We start from the raw sequence: 17058 nt of genomic DNA, 5'->3' as shown, positions 1-17058 counted from the left end.
TCAAGCGTGCCGTCATCAGCCACATGCGCCGGCTTGCCAGGTTGCCCGACCGGATCCGCAGCTACTTCGAGCATCCGTCGTTCCGTTATGCCGCGTAGTTCAAGATTACCCAATCCGGATCAGTAAGGGCCACACGGGTTATGGTGATAGCTCGACCTCTACTCCGCTCCTCGGAGATCAGACGCGCCTGACGGATCAGGGCGTCGACGTTGGCAGAGGCTCGGTGGATCAGCCGGCGGGGAAGATCCTGGTCATCTAGGAAGGTGGAAGCGGCAATGCGTTCTGGCGTCGGGTCGTGCCCTTCGGAGACGCTTTCACGGATCGCGCCCCAGATCTGGATATGGTCGTCTTGGACAAAGTCACCCGGACTGAGAAATCGCACTTTCTCGTATAGGCTTGGCTCGCGGAGGACTGCGCCAATAATTTCATCGTACGCGTTCATGTTTGGACTGCCGTCTGGAACTGTGGCGGGTTGAGGTCAGCGGACGTGGAAGCCGATATCTTCTTGAACCGATGGGATCGGCACATCAGGGGGAGGGAGTTCCAACCGGATATGCCCCGTGCGCTGCCGGTAGATGCGTCTACGGGCTCCCTGTGGCCATTTGAATTCGGGGCTCGATGGATCCATTCCATCTGGCGGAGCCTCCCACCCGATGAATTCGGTTTTCGCTGCTTCGGGATTGGACGGCTTGACGAATTTGAACACGACGTTGGGCTTCGGTACGCGCAGGGTAGATGCGGGCGTTCCGGCCGTGCGTCGAAGCCAGTTAAGCAACATCCCTACAGGCTCTGCCGGATTGAGCGGCTTGCAATAATCGATCGCCTGTATCAACCGATCATGACCGTGGGCTTGGGCGAGCCAGTGATAGGTTTTTGGGGCCTGTTGCTCCGCGATCCCGAGAGCGATGAGGTCACGGATTGCACGGGCCTTTGGAGTATCGGCATTGAGCTGTTCGTAACGCTTCACCAGGCTTTCGAGATGTTTAGCGACCCTTTGGTCAGCTTTGCTGTCATCGATCTCCCACGGCGCGGGCAGGCTGTCTTTATCCTTAAACGTGATCCGGCCTGCATGAATCGTGAAGAAGTCCTCAAGGTCTTTGCGGACCTCTTCAAAAACGAGTTCCGATACTCGACAAAGGGCTGCGGCCTCATGGCGGCTGATAGAGCGCCCCTTCTCAGCTAGGGCCGCAGCAAGCCGGATCGCCACGACGATCTGCTTTTGACCCTTTTTGGAGAGATCCACCAGCGATTGCGCGTCGAACATTCGCGTCGATTCCTGAACCGGGGAGGTTGATACCTGCTAAAGTATCAAGCCTCCTCCGAATTACAAGAACAAAGCGAGAATTAAACTGCAATCTATCGGCCTTTGCCACGTGTGCGCCGCCTTTGGGCGAGGATTGCGCGACGGCGGGTTTCCGTGTCTGCGGCAGCAGGCTTCTGCTCTTGGGCCTCTTCAGCGCCGGTCTTCCGCGGCTTCCGCTTCTTCCTCGGGAGTTCTTCGGCCACTGGCACCGGGACGGAGGCAACCTCAGGGATCGTGCGCGGCGGTTCAACGATCGGGGGAGCCGGGGCTTTGGCTGGTGTTTTTTGATCAATCTGGCCCGACAAAGCACGCTCAGCCCCTTCGCTTGGTGCGTGACTTGGGGCTGGTGCGGGCCGGTGCGGTTTAGCGACTCGCGGCTTTTGTGGTGCCGGAGCCGTCGGTTCCACGGTAGATACCTTCGGGTCGACGACTTTGTCAGCCGGTGCAGCTGGAGCCTGCGGCTTGTTGGTCGCTTCCTTCACCTGGGAAGGCTTAGAAGCCGAAACCGGCTTCGGCCCACCTTCGGGCATCTTGCCCGCGTTCTTCGGATTGAAGAAGTTCTTGCCGAGGTAGCGATCGACGGCCGACTCCTGAGGAGGCTGCGGTGTAGGTTTGGATGGGGAATCCGACAAGCTGGTGTGCTTCGGAAACCATCCTGCAGTCATTTCCCTGATCTCCTCGAGCGACATCCCGCGGCGGCGCGGCTTCGGGCCAGGCGCCGGATTGCTGGGAGCAACCATATCGAGGAACTGGCCGAAGAGTTGCTTTTGGAATGATCTGGCGAAGTCGGCGCGGATATGGGCGATCTGCGAGGCCTTCTCACGGTATTCAGCCGCGAAACGGTCGGCAAGTGCGCCAAACTGTTTGCCCTCGGTGGCTCTGACTTCCGCGGCCACCTCTATCAGAACCCTATCGATCTTAGTCCTCTGCGCGGGTTTCTTGAGACGCGCTCGGGACACCATCTTGTCAGCCACAAAGTTTGCCGCCGTTTGGGAGGCGACGGCCGACATCACAAGGCTGTAAAGATCGGCCGACCTGCGGATAAGCAGTTGAAATCGTTCGGAATCCGGGTGCCCGGCTGAGTGGAGGGCAGTAAAGAAGGCTCGGTTCTTATAGCTCGCATTGACCGCCGTGGTAGCGGCCTGTCTGGATTGCTGGTCGAGTTCGGCCGCTGCATCTATCCACTGCTGGCGGGCTGCCTCGATACCCTGCTCCGTGACTTGGCCCTTGCGCTCCTTAGCGTAGATTTTCGGGTCGATCCGCTTCTTAGCCTTCTGGGTGAGGCCCATGGCTTTGTAGGAGCGATGGTCGTAGCGCTTCGAGCTGCCTGCAGCCTCCAGGGCTTTGTTTAGAATGTTCTTATACCGGCGCCGCTCGATGCCGACCCAGGCGAGACTGCTCATTTCGCGGATCCGGTCCTGCATGAAAGGGCGCCGAGATCGTAAGTTTCGACTCTGTGATCGGAATGTCTCTATGATCTCGAAGTCCCAGGTAACCTTGCCCGTCGCAGGGTCTACCATCTGTTTTGCGGGTCGTTCGCTTAGCGCAATGTGGATATGAAAATTCCGCCGGTCGTTATGTTTGTCAGGCGCGTGAATAACGGCCCAGTAGGGAAGTCCTTGGCGTTCGAACTCAGAACAGTATTCCTTGGCCAGTTTTAGACGTTGAGCCGCGGTGATCTCGTGGGGGAGCTCCGCAATGATACGGGTCTGGACACGTCCGCCGCGTCCCAGCGAAACCTTTATGGCGCCGTCCGTTAGGAAGTCCCCCATCGTGTGAGCAAACTTCAGGAGAGCGATAGCTTCGGCGTCCTTTAGGTGGACCTCGTAGGGCGTCACCTCGGTTTTGCAGTTTTCGATAGCTTTGGCCAACGGTTTGGGAATCTCATGTCCCGACTTGGCATAGCGGTCGATCGCCTCCCAGAAGGCGGCACCACGGAAGGGGTTAATCGTGAACTTGTGATCTTTCGGACTACGCTCGGCTCGTTCCAGTTTCTGCCAGAACTCTAGTCGATCTTCCTTAGAGTCTCCTATATTCCCGAACGACGAGACGACGATGGCCTCGTTTTCCTCATGCTTTTCTGACGCGGCATCCCGTTCGATATATGATTGGCCCTCGCCAAGTCCTAGACCATCCCGCTGTTCCGCGAACTTTAAGGATTCTGGGTCGACGAACGTCTCGGCGGCGCCGTCGCGCTCAATGTAACTCTCGTGCTGAGCGGCACTACCGGATGGAGTGCGCCCAGCATAAGCCGCAACTGTATAATTTGTTTTAGATACTGACGTCACAGAAAAGTGAAACGTGACCCCGCCAGTATCGGGGGCCTGGGGCCTCGGTGCGGTCTTGAAGGCCATAGACCGATTGAAGTCTCTGGCCGATCTAAGCCCAGGTGACTTCATCGCATCAAGCATAGCTTTCAAATTCTTCGGCGATGTGCTGTGACGCCTCACCCGCTCCTGTGCTCTACGCTCAGCCTCCGCGATCCGGCCTGAAATTGCCAGTGCGCGAGCGGTATCGCGGCGAACCATTTCTTCAGCTTCTTGCTCAGTCATCGTTTGATTTGCAAATTGAACTCCTTGCGTGCTTTACCACAAAACTGCGAATTAAATCAGGCCGCGGCATCTTTATACCTCGGTCTTAACCTGCGCTGACACGCTTTGGGTCAGTTTGAAACTGACTCAAAATGGTGCAGTTTTCCGGTTGCAGAGTGAGCGAACGATTGTTGTGCTAATTCATCGGAAACATTGCGTTTTTTACGTTTTCGTTGGGCCTGTCGATGGTTGCTAAAATTGATGGTTCAGCTGTTTACCATCAATGGGATTCAGCTTTGTTAGAATCCGAGTTACCGCGTATAACGCTCCCGTCTAAAACGGGCTCAATCAACCACCCAAAAGGGGCAACAAAGAAATGGGCAAACATGCTGACGACGGTATAAGAGAATCGGTTTTCCATCCGATCGCGATTAGCGGAAGTCTCTCCCGGCTTACGGAAGCCGTCGCGGCCGCAACAAGCGTTGTGGCTCGGGACAAACGCTTTGTGGATCGAATGGACGAAGTTTTTGCTGATCTTCCTAAGCACAGGGCAGGCTTTAATGTCGGCGGTCGGGTCTTGGGTATGCGCCAGAGAAAATTTCTGGAGATCGCCCTGGCAACGTCCGAGAATTTGCGAGATATCCCAGAAGATGGCGCGTGTGAGCTGACGATCGTCGTGCGCGAGCCAGCGAAGATCGAGGATATGATGTCCTCGCTGAACATAGGTGATTTGATCGAGGTGCGTGGAACGATCGTTCCGTTCGCATACTCCGAAGATGATGGTGAGCGCGTTGTTTCGCTGACGATGGTCGCAAGCAATGTCAACGTTATCGATAATACGCAGAGATGAACTTTGACGCACCAGACCCCTCGATGAGTTCGTAAGGGTGTTCGCAGGGGGCCGCCATTGGGCGGCCTTTTTGCGTTATATCACTGAAGAAACTGGACTGATGAGAACTGAAGCGCCGCAAGTTTCAGTGTGACGAAGGTCGGAATCGACTCATCCGTCGTCGCGCCCCTGGTGTAGAAGGCGTTCCCGCCGGCCACTAACAGATATTGAGCATCCTTGTATGGGATCCGGAACCCGGCAGTGTGGAAATACAGCTATCGACCAACGGCTTTGTGCCTGGCGCCGGTAAGAACCTCAGACGCGACCATCTTTGCGCGCGAGTATCCTGGATCCGGCGTTGGCTTAGTCAGGACGCCTTTGGCGAACTGCCCCTTTTGACCAACAACTTCGCAGATCGTGTCTGGGTACTTAGGAGACGCGACCCGGTTCATGACGACAGTTCCAACGGCCAGCATTCCGTCATCACTGTTTCGATTGCTCTCGAAGTACATTGCGCGAGCTAGACATTCATGGGCGCTGCTGCTCACCAGCGTGATCTGCTTTTGCGTCTCCTTTGGCAGAGGTGCGTGGACTTGGGCACTTGTCTGGAAGGAAGAGACTGGCTCGGCCTGTCTGAATAGAGCGCTTTGGCATCCGCCAAGCGCTAGGCAAATAATGCTGGCGGTCCAGATGCGCGACGTTGATTTATGATTTGCGTTTCGGGTCATGCTCCTTTTTAGCGCAGAGCTGGTCCGTAACGAAAATTCGGATAATGGCAGTTTATTTCGCCGCCGTTAGGCCAGAGCATCGGGCAGTTGGTTCGGCGGTGTTTTTAGGATCGTGCCGGGATCTGTTGAGCCTGCCGATCGCGGTTAGGGTGGAATTCTGTGGCTTTCGTTCTTGGTCGACAAGGCTCTGGGAGTAACGAACCCGAAAGGGAACTTGGCTAAGCAGTTTCTCGATGGGCTGAACGTTTAGGCTGAGTGAATTGGCTCGGATGGCTCGTTTGGTGGGAACAGGTAGGACCGGCGATTTGACGTTTGGGGTGTTTAAGCGCCGATGGGGCTTAGCCACTTGTCGACAATTGCCGGAATGATCAGAGCCGAAGGTACGGTTTGAGGTTGTGGGAGGCGAGCGTGTTGGAAGCAGGCGTGATCTGCAGTCGCCGGCCGCTCGCGGGATCCATCGGGCATACGGCGAATAGGTTACCCATGCCTTCGAAGGGCAAATCCGGATTCGAAACGACCCTGCACATGGGCGTCTCCTGTTACGCAACTAAACTTCGTCACCTTGTATACCAAGGGCGGCCAGAGTCCAGACACATTTATGCCACAACCGGCGACAAGTGGCCGGATTGTCCTCTATCTGACGTTATAAAGTGAGAATGGCTACAATGGCTTCGCTTCTATGAGCGACATCCTCTCTCTTCGCAGCATCGTTGCGGAAAAGATCGCTGCCGCAATCCTCAGCGGCGAGTTCGAGCCGGGAGCACAGCTTAAGGAGGCGGCGCTGGCCGAGCGCCTTGGCGTGAGCCGGGCACCAGTACGTGAGGCGCTCCGCTTGCTCGAGGAGAGGCGTCTTGTTGAGAGCCATCCCTATTCAGGCGCTAGGGTGACGGTGTTTACACCGGAGGATGTGGCCGATCTTTATGAGTTGCGAGAGGTCTTGGAAGCTAGAGCCGCTTTCAAGGCGGCATTGAGAGCGACAAAGGAGGATATTGCGGAGCTCAAAGCAATTATCGATCAGGAGGCCACCCAGATATTAGGGGAGGCTGTCGAGCCTGCTGGTGATGAGCCTAACATCGACTTTCACCAAAAGATCATTCAGATCTCCGGGAACCGAGAATTCGCTCGCCTGATGAACAATGATTTCTGGCGATACAATCGGATTCTTTACCGGATGCACTGGGGCCGGAAGGAGGGAAGGGAAGAGGAGCGGCATCTCGAGCACGTACGGATATTCGAGGCAATCCAGTCTGGGGACGGTCCTTTGGCCGAACTACTCATGCGCCGGCATGTGCAGAGCACCCGGGTTGTGATCGGCGAGGCCCAACAGGTCAGGTACGGACGCCGAGCCTCGGATAAAGTCTGACCCCTGTCAGGGGGCGATGTCACAGAGAGTAAAGCACTTCGGGAAGCTGGCGTTCGTCAATCTAGGCGCAAAGGCGAGCGTGACGATCAGGAGCGATTAAGGTATTTATTCAGTTGCCGGTCCTAAGGCTGGGCGTTACCAACCTGAATATCTCCAGTTCCGCCTGATCCCACCTAATTGCAGTTTTGCCGTCTCCTCGGAGCCTCTCATGACGTTTTCCGCGTCCGTCTCTAATGGTGTTCTGCTCCTTTCTGGAGGCGAAGCCGAAGACAGCGTCCACGTCCGGTACGACGAGACCGGGCGCGTCATTGTTACATTGAACGGAGGCAATGTTCCCGTCGATGGGGGATCAGAGCCCGTACAGTCGATAGACGCGGTAGGGCTCACGGCCGCTCCGCTAACAATCCTAGGATCTGCTGCAGGCCATGCTTTCGTGGTCAAACCCGTTTCTGGTTCTGGTATCACCACCCTCGCCGGCGGGTCTGGAGTCGATAGTCTCACCATCGTTCAGAATGGCGGAATACCCCATCAATTCTATGTCGAGGGTATCGAACAGATCATCGGAAGCTCCATCGACGATCGTGTTTCCCTGGGAGATGCCGGAAACACCCTGACGATCACCGGCGTTGAGGTGCTGACCGGCGGGGCTGGTACTGATCTGGTCACCCTCAGCAACGACAATGACATTATCAAGCTAACCGGGATCGAGAGCGTCGACGGTGGGGCAGGAGGGGATCTCGTCGTCTTAGGTGATTCCGGGGGCACAATCTCTGTCAGAAACGTCGAGTCCCTGGTGGGCGGATCGGGAACCGATCAGGTGATCCTCAGTGACGGAGATAACACGATCCTCATAAGGGGGGTCGAGACTCTTGATGCCGGGGCTGGCAACGACACGATTAGGCTAGGCGACACATCCAACACTATTACAATCCTGAACGCCGAGACCATCGTCGGCGGGGTATCATCGGATATCGTGACCCTCGGCGATGGCGGCAACTTGGTGGCTGTAAGCCAAGTCGAGACGCTGATCGGGAGTGTCGGCGTCGACTTAATTACCCTGAGTAGCGGCAACGACACGCTCACTGCGAGCGGCATCGAGAGCATCGACGGTGGGACCGGAATGGACGTCGTGTTCCTGGCTGGTGCCGGGGGCACGGTCACTGTCAGAGGGGTTGAAATCCTGGTTGGCAGCACTGGAATCGATCACGTCACCCTCAGCGAGGCAGATGACACATTCATCTTTAGAGCGGTCGAGACCCTCGACGCGGGCGCCGGCAACGACACGATCAGCCTGGGCGATGCATCCAATACGGTCACAATCCTGAACGCCGAGACCATCATCGGCGGGGCATCATCCGATACCGTGACCCTTGGCGATGGCGGCAACGTCGTGGCCGTCAGACAGGTCGAGACGCTCATCGGTGGAGCTGGGACTGATCGGATCACGCTCAGCAGCGGGAATGACACCCTTTTCATGACCGGGATCGAGTTCCTCGATGCCGGGGCTGGTGGCGATACCATTACCCTTGGAAACCAGGGAGGCACCGTCACTCTGCACAATGTCGAAACCCTCTTGGGCGGCAGCGGCGTCGATCAGGTGTTCCTGAGCGATGGCGACGACATCCTCATCACCGTGGGCGTTGAGACCCTCGATGCGGGTGCCGGAAATGACAGCATCATCCTGGGAGACCGCGGTGGCACGTATACCATCCTAAACGCCGAGACTATCATCGGCGGAACGGGCTCGGATATCATTACCCTCGGAGCCGACGGCAACGTGATCGCTGTCAGATTGATCGACACGCTCATTGGCGGTGCCGGGGTTGATCACATTACTCTAAGCAGCAGCAATGACACGGTCTCGGTGAGTGGCATCGAGAGCATCGATGGCGGACTGGGCGGCGACAGCGTCACGCTCATTGGCCAAGGTGGGACTGTCGCAATCCGGAATGTCGAGACGCTGATCGGGAGCGTCGGCGTCGACCAGATCACACTGAGTGAAGGCAACGACACGCTCATTGCGAGCGGCGTTGAGGGCATCGACGGCGGGGCCGGAATGGACGTCGTTCTGCTGGGTGATGCCGGGGGCACGGTCACTGTCAGAGCCGTCGAGATCCTGATCGGCGGCACCGGGATCGATCACGTCATCCTCAGCGAGGCCGATGACACCATCATCTTTAGAGCGGTCGAGACGCTCGATGCGGGCGCGGGGAATGACCGTATCAGCCTGGGCGATACACCCAACACGGTCACAATCCTGAACGCCGAGACCATCATCGGTGGAACCGGGATCGATAAGATCACGGCTCAGTCAGGTTCATCGACGATCAACGGCGGTCTCGGCAACGATACCATCACGGGTGGCGGAGGACGGGATCTCTTCGAGGGCAAAGCGAGTGAACTCGACGGGGACGTCATCACGGACATCGAGAATGGCGAGAGCATCCGGATCACCACTGGCACACTTCAGGGCGCGTCACTCTCCGGTGAGACGCTGACATTCCGGGTGGACGATGTCGACTACGCCCTGACGCTCAAGGGCGCTACCGGGGCAATCGCGCTCTCGGCCAATACGATCATCTACAATGCGAGTGTCCCGCAGGTTTCGTCCGTGGCTGTGCCTGCCAATGGGACCTATAAGGCCGGGGACGCCCTGGATTTTACCCTAGCCTTTACTGAGGCGGTGGTTGTCAGCGGGGCACCCAGCATTGCCCTTGTTGTCGGCTCGAAGGTCGTCGAAGCATCGTACCTTGGCGGATCAGGAACAGGAGCACTGACCTTCCGCTATGTCGCGGCAACCGGGGACCTGGACGCGAACGGCATCGCAATCGGCTCCCTGGCCCTGAAAGGCGGCACGGTCCAAAGCTTGGGGGGCCTGGACGCGGAAACGATCCTCAACGGGGTCGGGTCGACCGCGCAAGTGCTCGTCGACGGGGTTCCTCCAGAGACAACGATCTCCGCGGGCCCGCCGGGGACTTCACCGAATTCCAACGCGGTCTTCACCTTCTTATCCAGCGAGGCGGGTGCATCCTTCCAGGTCAGCCTCGACGGGTCGAGCTTTGCCGCGGCCTCGGACGTATTTACGATCACCGGTCTCGTCGACGGCAGTCACACACTGGCGGTGAGAGCCATTGATGCCGCCGGCAACATGGATGCGACACCGGCCACCTATACCTGGACCGTCGATGCCGCTCGGCCGAAGGTTATCAACGTTGCCGCTCGCACGGCAGCCGGCACCTATTCGGCCGGGGATCAGATTGCGATCGCTGTGGAGTTCAGCAAGGTCGTGGTGGTGGATACGAGTGCAGGCCTGCCGACGCTCGCGCTCGAAACCGGTCTAATCGACCGTTTCGCGTCGTTCGTTTCGGGGTCGGGGACGAACACCCTGGTCTTCCATTACACGGTGCAGCCAGGCGACCTGTCAGGCGATCTGGACTATCTGGAGAGTGGCGCTCTCCGTTTGAACGGGGCCACCATCGCCGGCGTGTCGGGGAACAGCGCCGACCTTGCGCTGCCTGGCCCGGGAACATCGGGATCGCTGGCGGCCAACAGCAACCTTGTCATTGGCGAGCGGCCCGTCGATCCCGGCCCGGTGGACCCGGGCCCGGTCGATCCAGGACCAGTTGATCCGGGGCCGGTTGATCCCACGCCGACCGAACCTGACCCGGTCAGGCCTGACAATCTTCACGTCATCGGCAGTGCGTTAAACGACGTTCTGACGGGCGGAGGAGGAAACGACACGCTTTCCGGCGGCGCAGGGCACGATCGCCTCGATGGCGCCGGCGGAGCTGATCTGCTGACCGGGGGGACCGGTAACGACACCTATATCGTCGACTCGTCCGGCGACCGGATTCTGGAGAGCGTGAGAGGCGGCACGGACACGGTGTACAGCTCCGTAAACCTCAGGCTTGGATCGAACGTGGAAAACCTCCACCTGACCGGTCACGCCATCAGCGGCTATGGCAACTCGCTTGCCAACAAGCTCTACGCTTCGAGGGTCGGAAGTCTCCTGGACGGAAAGTCGGGGAATGACGTGCTCACCGGCAATGAGGGGCAGGACCGGCTCTATGGCTCCTCCGGGGACGACAAGCTCTACGGCCGGGACGGCAAGGACCGCCTTGATGGCGGCTCCGGGAAGGATCGGCTTTATGGTGGGGACGGCAACGACACGCTGGATGGTGGCGCTGGCGACGACGTCCTGTCCGGGGGCGAGGGAGCGGATCTGCTGCAGGGCAGCGCCGGTCGAGACGCCTTTGTCTTCGACACCAAGCTCGGGAAGGGTGAGATCGATACGATCCGATCGTTCAGCATCGCCGCGGATACAATCTGGCTGGACCGGTCGGTCTTTAAGGCACTCGGCAAGCAGGGAACGCTCGGGCTCGACGCATTCACGTGGGGGAAGGCGGCCTCGGACGCGGACGATCGCATCATCTACGACATGGCTAAGGGCGCCCTTTACTATGACGCCGATGGCAGCGGGACCGGCAAGGCGGTTCAGTTCGCCAAGATCGACAAATGGTTGTGGCTCAGCGCGTACGACTTCAAGATCGCTTAGGCTACCGCCAGGCCATGGCGATGGGAGAGTCGCACCGTTCGGCTCTTGGCCCATCCCTTTCCGCGTATTCCCGGCACGACACATCCCGCGTATCACGTCGGGGTCGGCGGTCCCTGACTTTGCTTCCTTGCAAGCAGTAGCATCCCGGTCATCTCAAGACCAACGGGTTGCTGATCAGTAATTACCCACGCCCCATTTTGAGCTGAGGTTCAGGCGGACACGGTCTGAAGGATGGTCTTGAACGCGTTGGTTTCCGGGCCAAGGCGCGCCGTGTCGACGACCGTTCGAATGTCTGCTTCGCCCGCGGCCGCCCACATCGCCCGATAGCCGTTGGTCACCTTGCGCTGAATCACGGCCGGTCTGAGCGCGCGTTCGCAGGCGTTGTTGGTTGCCTCAACCAATCCGGGCCAGTGGGCGAAGGTCAGAAGCTGATCGCGAGCGCGCCGGACCTTGCTCTGAAGGTCACGGGCGAGATCACAGGAGGTCGGCGCGGCCAGGATATCATCCAGACTTCGTTCCAAGGCGCGGCGCTTGCGGGCCAGGGTCGAGGCGGCAAGGGTTGCGACCTCCTCCGCCAGGGCAAAGGCCCGGTGCAGCCACAGCTTGAGGCGGGAGGGCAGGACATCCTCGCTCGCCTCATCGGCATAGGCGACGTCGCGGGAAAGATGAGCCAGACAGGTCTGGTGGGCGTCGGCATGGCCCTGCTGTGCGCTATAGCGGTCGGAGCACCAGACCTCGGGCCGGTGTCCGGCCATCATGGTCCGGACCACAATAGCGCCTCGGGTCGGCGAGGCGTGATGGACCACCGCCTCGGCGCAGCGAAACACCCAATGATAGGCATTGCAGCCCTCGATCCGGACGCCGGTCTTGTCGGAGGCGACGACCCGGGCCTGGCGTAACGCCGCAACCGCCTTGTCGCGCTCGGTTGCGAAGGCGTCCTGCGCCCGGCGCAGCATGTTCATCAGGCCGCCTTGGCTGATGGTGAGCCCGAACAGGTCCGCGAACGTGCCCTGCAGCCGCTCGTAGGACAGAGCCTGGAAGGTCTTGAGATAAGTCGCCATGGCATGGACGCGCGGCCCGAACGGTGTCCGCTTGGCGGCCTCCGGCACGGGCGCGACGACCCGCGTTCCACAGGCGGGGCAGCACACCGCCAGGCGCCGATGTTGGGTGACGCGGGGCGTTATCTCCGGGAGGTCGATCTGCTCGTGGATGCTGATCGTCTCCGCCGGCCAATCCACCATCAGGACAGCCGAGCAGCCCGAGCACCGGTCAGGACGATGCTCGACCACCTCATCGGGCGTGGCGCTGAGGATCCGGCTGTGACCTTCATGTCCCGGCTTGGCCCCGCCGGGCTTGGCCTGATCCCGACGCTGCTTGCGATCGGTCGAGGGTGGCTTGGAGGATGTGCGCGAGGTCTTTGGCGGATGCTGCAGCCGCAGCACCAGCTCGATCAGCTCTTCCTTGCTCAGACGCTGCAAATCAGTGCGATCCATCTCCCCATGGATTCAGGAATTGTGCCTGCTGACAAGGGCGTGGGTAATTACGCTGATCAAGGTTCCGATCTATGTGAGCGCCGCAACGGGTGATGCGAAGCGCTCGCGGCGGCGTTTGTGAAAGAACAAGTCCGGGCCAGGTTGCAGGTTCAGGATCCTGGGGTGGGCTGGAAAGAAGGATGGCGCTATCGGGGGCCGAATGGCCCTGCAGCAACCCTCGCCGAGATGGCCCTAACCCCTTCCAGAGGCTGCTTGTCAGCCGGGCCGAGCCGCTCTTGAGAGCGGCAGAGGCCGAGAGAGCATGCGGACGCTGGTCGTCCGCCCGCAGCCGGAGCGTTCTGCGACGGCAAGTAATCACATAGTATTCACGAGGGACGCGGTTTTCGCGTCCGGATGGCGAGGCAGGGCTGCGTTCAGCAGTCGGATGCCTCGCCCGTACCCGGCCACGATCCGCCTGGATCGTGCGGTTTGGCCTCAGCCAAAGCGCGCCGGGACAGCCTCGCAGAGCCCAATGTAAGTGACAGCAAATCTGGATGAACCGGTAGGTGCATCAGATTTGCGGTATTGGGCCCTAAAAATTATCCTGCCCCTAAACCTCCCTCTGGACCCCTCCTATTAGGGGTCTGTGAGCCTCAGAGGTGTTCCGACAGCCGCAGGCTATGCCCGTCGGCGGGGTAGGGTCATGCGGGACGTAGAACGGGGCCTGTGGCCCCTCCCGAGCCGATCGAGAGTCTTTGAGCCTGTCCTGCCTCGACCGGCCTCCAGGCCGCTCCGGGCGGGTTTGGAGACGCGCACACGGTGAGAGCGCGTCTATCTCTGCCGTGAAAACGTATTCCGACAGTACAAACTGATGTGATTACGCTCCAGCAGAATCGCGGGGGCACACCCGCTGTTCTTCGATACGACGGGCGTCAAGCAAAGGATATGTATTCAGGCCAAGCAAAAGACCAGTGGCGTTCTCTGAACGCTCCGAACAGGGGTTTTACTTTGCACGAATGGAGTCTGGCCAGTGAGCTGGCGAGTCCGGCCGGTGCACTCGGGAGATCCGGGAGCTGCAGCGACTAGGATCGACTGCGATCTAACAGGAGAATGGGTGACAGGTCGGTTGTGGCAAGACCTGTCACTCCGCTGACAGGCAGGGAGTTTCTCGACCTGTCAGATCGTCTGGTCCTTTGGTGTGCCTCGACCAGGCGGGGAGGGTGGCCCTCGGCCTCGATGGCACTGGCGGGACGGGCTGGTCGGCCGCTCGGTGTGTCAGGCCGCATTGCCCCAGACCTGTCACTTGCCCCGGCAGAGCCGTGACCGTGCCGGCCCGTCTAAGGGAGCGTGTCGGTCGCTGGCTCCTGGCAACAGGCGAGCTCGGATTCCTCCTGCATGTGTAGCAGGATGATAGTGGCCGAGAAGCCAAGCCTTTGCCTCGTAAGGGTTTGGCTGATGCTATGACAGGTGCCCGCATGTATGACCTGTCGCCCAAATGAAAGGTCTGTCGTAACAGGACCTGACAGATTGGGCCGGAACTGATGACAGGTGGTGTCAAATTCGACCTTTCATGTTCGATCTGAAGGGACAGGCAGCTCAATTGACGAGGGATCCAGCCGGAGTGCGATCGGACCAGGCAGCGGGTGTCGCGTGGGTCTATGAAGCAAGCGCGGACTGCGTGCTGTCGACCATCGCTCGATCGCGGACGGACTGCCTCCCAGAGAGCAGCAAGAGAGGATGGAGGGCTGCTGGGGTGTCTGCCAGGCCGGAGAAGATGTGACAGGCCTCCAGTTTTCGAACCTGTCGCTCGCCCGAAGTGCGAAAGATCGGCCGGGAACCAACCTGTCAGGCCGTTTTACTTTGGGCTGTCAGGTGAGAAATTTCGGACCTGCCATTTCTGCGACAGGTCAGTTTTCCGGCCATCTGCCTTTCCGGCATGCGGGACTGGCAGGAGGTTTCTGGTGATAACTGCCGTTTGAGTGTCAGTTGAATTCGACGTTCCGGGTTTCACTTCGTTGAATCTTGGCCATAAGGCTGCTACCTTCCGGTTTAATTCGGAGGTGTGAGTCCAACTGCGCGCCTCCTGTTTTTGACGAAGTGAGAGGCTTTGTGATGGGCGCTGCTGCGACCGGATCAGTATCAGTCAACACGGCCCGCAAGGACGGGAAGCGCTACTCCTGGGGCGCCGAGCGTCCCGGCGTGATCGAGAAGCGTGTGCAATTGCGCATGGACCAGATCGATGCTGAGATGGCCAAGATCCGTGAGGAAGGCGAACGGGCGATCGCGCGTCGGCTCGCGGCCAAGCAGGCTGAGAAGAAAAAGCTGGCCGATCAGAAGGTGCTTGTAGCGGAGCACCGGAAGGCTCTGAAGGAGGGCAGGCGCGCCTTCCGGGTGACCAATAGCTTTGTCGTGCCAAAGGGCAGCTTCACCGAAGAGCAACTCGCGGAATTCATGGCTGCCAATCCAGGGCTCAGCGAGAAAGAGGCTCGTGTCCTTCTATCTATGAGGACCTGCGAGTCAGAGCAGTCGGATGTGTCGAGGCCTAAGACTGTCTCTCCTCAGGAGACGAATGCTGCTGTACCCCTAGCGTCTACAGAGCCTCCCTCTGTCGTCGAGCAGAGGGCAAAGCCTGTCGAGGCGCCGAAGGTTGATCCTATTGAAAAGCCGAAACCGGCCACTGTTCATATTGAAGCGGCGGTGACGTTCTCTGCTAACGCTGGTGAGGCCGAGCGAGATTGGTCGGATTTCGACCCCGAGACCTGGGAAGAAGGGCAGCCGTATCCAGAGCACCTATATCGGGCCGTACAAAATCAGGACCGCGACTACTATCTCGTGCCGAATACAGAAATGGATGAGGTTGTCGAGCCGGTTGTCACGCCCGAGATCCAGGCTTTGCGGGATCGTTGTCGCGAGATTGAAAAGGCCCAGGAAGAGTTGTTTGAGAAGTTTGGCCGGAATCGGATGTTGTGGACCGACGAGGTGATTGCAGAGGCACGGAGATTGGATCAAGAGGTCACTGACGTCGAGATCGAACTTCGTTATGCACTGGCCGCCCAGTAGCAGGGGTTTGAAGGCGCGAGCATGAAAAAAGGCCCCTCTGTTTCGGGGGCCTTCTTGCGTCTCGACCGGATCAGGCTTTCTTACGGCGGTAGAAGCTCTCGCTCCACCAGGTACTCAGGTCACGGTAGCAGTCCCGTTTGAGCAGCATGCCTTTCCAGGGGAAGCGCTTTCTCGGACGTTTCACGGTGATCGACATCGACGGGATCCTTTCTGTTGTCGTGAGGGGAGTCGAGGGGAAAGGTCTCAGGCGGCGAGGTCCAGTTGGCTCTCGTTCCAGATGTCGCAGTGCGGACCGCAGGCCCGGCAGGGCTGTTTCGGCTGCGCGGTGATCCGGGCGACTTCCGCCTCGGCGGCTTCGACTGCGGCCCAGAGGGTCGGATGGTACCGGGTCTCCGGAAGGCGGCGCGGATAGCAGCCGGTGTTCCAGGAGACTTCCCAGCGCTCCTGCGTGCCTTTTTCCAGGATGAGATCGCTGCGCAGGACGTAGACGATCTGCTCGCCTGGGGTCCGGCCGCCGAAGTAGGTGTAGTGGCTCATGCCGGTGGACATGCGGTCGGTCCAGATGAGCGGGGCCGGCTTGTTGAGCGATGCGGCAGTCATGCCTTTTCTCCGAAGCTGTGAGATCGACGCGATGGGAGGTGCGACCCTTAGGCCGCGATCTGCTCCTCGCAGGGGATGAAGACGTAGTTGGCCGTGACGAGGACGCCGTATTGGGCGAGTTCCTCGATGAAGCGGGCCAGCCCTTCGATCTGCTCGGCGGTCGCGGGCGAGGCGATCGGCTCGCCGTCTCCCTCCAGCGAGTACCAGTTCTCACCGTTGATCTGGTACTCGCGGGTCCCGTTATCGATGTAGAGGCTGTCGATCAGGTGGATCTCATCCGGGCCTTCCCAGCTGAGGGCACCCTCGTCTTCGTCCCCGAAGCGGGCCGCGACTGCGATCTCCAGCCGAAGCTTCTTGCAGATGTAGGCGAGCTGCTGCGCCAGACGCTCATGGAGGTCACGGGCGAACGCTGTCTTGCAGGCGATAGCCTGGGCCAGAACCTGGATGCGAATGCCGGATAGAACCGTGAATTGCTCGAGGGTGTCCATCGCCTTGCTCCTTTTCGGGGATTTTTTCGATCATCTCTTCACAATCCCAATCGAGAATTGAGATGAGCCGGGATCAGGGCGATGGGGTTTGGAAGTCGGAGCATAAGAAAACCCGCCCTTTGTCGGGGC

The 17058-nt window shown here is 59.4% G+C and carries 12 protein-coding genes; 4 read left to right on the top strand and 8 right to left on the bottom strand.

From position 1 onward, the window contains the following. Positions 1 to 85 precede the first annotated feature (85 nt). The 3 genes from OCW50_RS19455 to OCW50_RS19445 form a co-directional block, all read right to left on the bottom strand. A complete protein-coding gene (locus OCW50_RS19455) occupies positions 86 to 442 on the bottom strand; it encodes a DnaB-like helicase N-terminal domain-containing protein (protein WP_262267141.1) in 357 nt (118 codons plus the stop codon). A gap of 36 nt (positions 443 to 478) precedes the next feature. Next, positions 479 to 1264, bottom strand: a complete 786-nt coding sequence (locus tag OCW50_RS19450) for a histone H3 family protein (protein WP_262267142.1) — start codon at positions 1262 to 1264, stop codon at positions 479 to 481. Between the two features lie 92 nt (positions 1265 to 1356). Then, positions 1357 to 3855, bottom strand: a complete 2499-nt coding sequence (locus tag OCW50_RS19445) for a MobA/MobL family protein (RefSeq protein WP_262298616.1) — start codon at positions 3853 to 3855, stop codon at positions 1357 to 1359. Between the two features lie 355 nt (positions 3856 to 4210). On the opposite strand from OCW50_RS19445, the gene OCW50_RS19440 reads away from it, so the two are divergent. Beyond that, positions 4211 to 4684: a hypothetical protein gene (locus OCW50_RS19440; protein ID WP_262267144.1), complete on the top strand. Its 474-nt coding sequence runs from the start codon at positions 4211 to 4213 to the stop codon at positions 4682 to 4684. Between the two features lie 254 nt (positions 4685 to 4938). Here OCW50_RS19440 and OCW50_RS19435 read toward each other — a convergent pair whose 3' ends face one another. Then, positions 4939 to 5139, bottom strand: a complete 201-nt coding sequence (locus OCW50_RS19435) for a cell wall hydrolase (protein ID WP_262267360.1) — start codon at positions 5137 to 5139, stop codon at positions 4939 to 4941. A gap of 931 nt (positions 5140 to 6070) precedes the next feature. On the opposite strand from OCW50_RS19435, the gene OCW50_RS19430 reads away from it, so the two are divergent. Beyond that, positions 6071 to 6754, top strand: coding sequence for a GntR family transcriptional regulator (locus tag OCW50_RS19430; RefSeq protein ID WP_262267145.1), 684 nt, complete (start codon positions 6071 to 6073; stop codon positions 6752 to 6754). 208 nt (positions 6755 to 6962) lie between these two features. Next, positions 6963 to 11309 carry a calcium-binding protein gene (locus OCW50_RS33230; protein WP_315974451.1) on the top strand — a complete coding sequence of 1449 codons (4347 nt, stop codon included), beginning with the start codon at positions 6963 to 6965 and terminating at the stop codon, positions 11307 to 11309. A gap of 209 nt (positions 11310 to 11518) precedes the next feature. On the opposite strand, the gene tnpC is transcribed toward OCW50_RS33230, so the two are convergent. Next, positions 11519 to 12802, bottom strand: coding sequence for an IS66 family transposase (gene tnpC / locus OCW50_RS19415; RefSeq protein ID WP_262267146.1), 1284 nt, complete (start codon positions 12800 to 12802; stop codon positions 11519 to 11521). Positions 12803 to 14893: 2091 nt separating this feature from the next. On the opposite strand from tnpC, the gene OCW50_RS19410 reads away from it, so the two are divergent. Next, on the top strand, positions 14894 to 15841 hold the full coding sequence (locus OCW50_RS19410) for a hypothetical protein (RefSeq protein ID WP_262267147.1): 948 nt from the start codon (positions 14894 to 14896) through the stop codon (positions 15839 to 15841). Between the two features lie 70 nt (positions 15842 to 15911). Here OCW50_RS19410 and OCW50_RS19405 read toward each other — a convergent pair whose 3' ends face one another. The 3 genes from OCW50_RS19405 to OCW50_RS19395 are packed head-to-tail and all read right to left on the bottom strand — an operon-like array spanning position 15912 to position 16929. After that, a complete protein-coding gene (locus OCW50_RS19405) occupies positions 15912 to 16037 on the bottom strand; it encodes a hypothetical protein (RefSeq protein ID WP_262267148.1) in 126 nt (41 codons plus the stop codon). A 47-nt stretch (positions 16038 to 16084) separates the two neighbouring features. Further along, the gene (locus OCW50_RS19400; protein ID WP_262267149.1) at positions 16085 to 16441 is read right to left on the bottom strand and encodes a hypothetical protein; all 357 of its coding nucleotides are present in this window, start codon (positions 16439 to 16441) and stop codon (positions 16085 to 16087) included. A gap of 47 nt (positions 16442 to 16488) precedes the next feature. After that, positions 16489 to 16929, bottom strand: a complete 441-nt coding sequence (locus OCW50_RS19395; protein WP_262267150.1) for a hypothetical protein — start codon at positions 16927 to 16929, stop codon at positions 16489 to 16491. Between the last annotated feature and the right edge of the window lie 129 nt (positions 16930 to 17058).

The organism is Microvirga sesbaniae (genome assembly GCF_025460805.1).
GTDB lineage: Bacteria > Pseudomonadota > Alphaproteobacteria > Rhizobiales > Beijerinckiaceae > Microvirga > Microvirga sesbaniae.
Note: the sequence above shows the minus strand (reverse complement) of the source record. Positions and strands in the feature narration are given on the sequence as shown.

Excerpts from the sequence above, each read along its gene's own strand:
- OCW50_RS19455 (WP_262267141.1), bottom strand. The coding sequence starts at position 442 with ATGAACGCGTACGATGAAATTATTGGCGCAGTCCTCCGCGAGCCAAGC.
- OCW50_RS19400 (WP_262267149.1), bottom strand. The coding sequence starts at position 16,441 with ATGACTGCCGCATCGCTCAACAAGCCGGCCCCGCTCATCTGGACCGAC.
- OCW50_RS19410 (WP_262267147.1), top strand. The coding sequence starts at position 14,894 with ATGGGCGCTGCTGCGACCGGATCAGTATCAGTCAACACGGCCCGCAAG.
- OCW50_RS19405 (WP_262267148.1), bottom strand. The coding sequence starts at position 16,037 with ATGTCGATCACCGTGAAACGTCCGAGAAAGCGCTTCCCCTGGAAAGGC.
- OCW50_RS19445 (WP_262298616.1), bottom strand. The coding sequence starts at position 3,855 with ATGACTGAGCAAGAAGCTGAAGAAATGGTTCGCCGCGATACCGCTCGC.
- OCW50_RS19430 (WP_262267145.1), top strand. The coding sequence starts at position 6,071 with ATGAGCGACATCCTCTCTCTTCGCAGCATCGTTGCGGAAAAGATCGCT.
- OCW50_RS19435 (WP_262267360.1), bottom strand. The coding sequence starts at position 5,139 with ATGCTGGCCGTTGGAACTGTCGTCATGAACCGGGTCGCGTCTCCTAAG.
- tnpC (WP_262267146.1), bottom strand. The coding sequence starts at position 12,802 with ATGGATCGCACTGATTTGCAGCGTCTGAGCAAGGAAGAGCTGATCGAG.
- OCW50_RS19440 (WP_262267144.1), top strand. The coding sequence starts at position 4,211 with ATGGGCAAACATGCTGACGACGGTATAAGAGAATCGGTTTTCCATCCG.
- OCW50_RS19450 (WP_262267142.1), bottom strand. The coding sequence starts at position 1,264 with ATGTTCGACGCGCAATCGCTGGTGGATCTCTCCAAAAAGGGTCAAAAG.
- OCW50_RS33230 (WP_315974451.1), top strand. The coding sequence starts at position 6,963 with ATGACGTTTTCCGCGTCCGTCTCTAATGGTGTTCTGCTCCTTTCTGGA.
- OCW50_RS19395 (WP_262267150.1), bottom strand. The coding sequence starts at position 16,929 with ATGGACACCCTCGAGCAATTCACGGTTCTATCCGGCATTCGCATCCAG.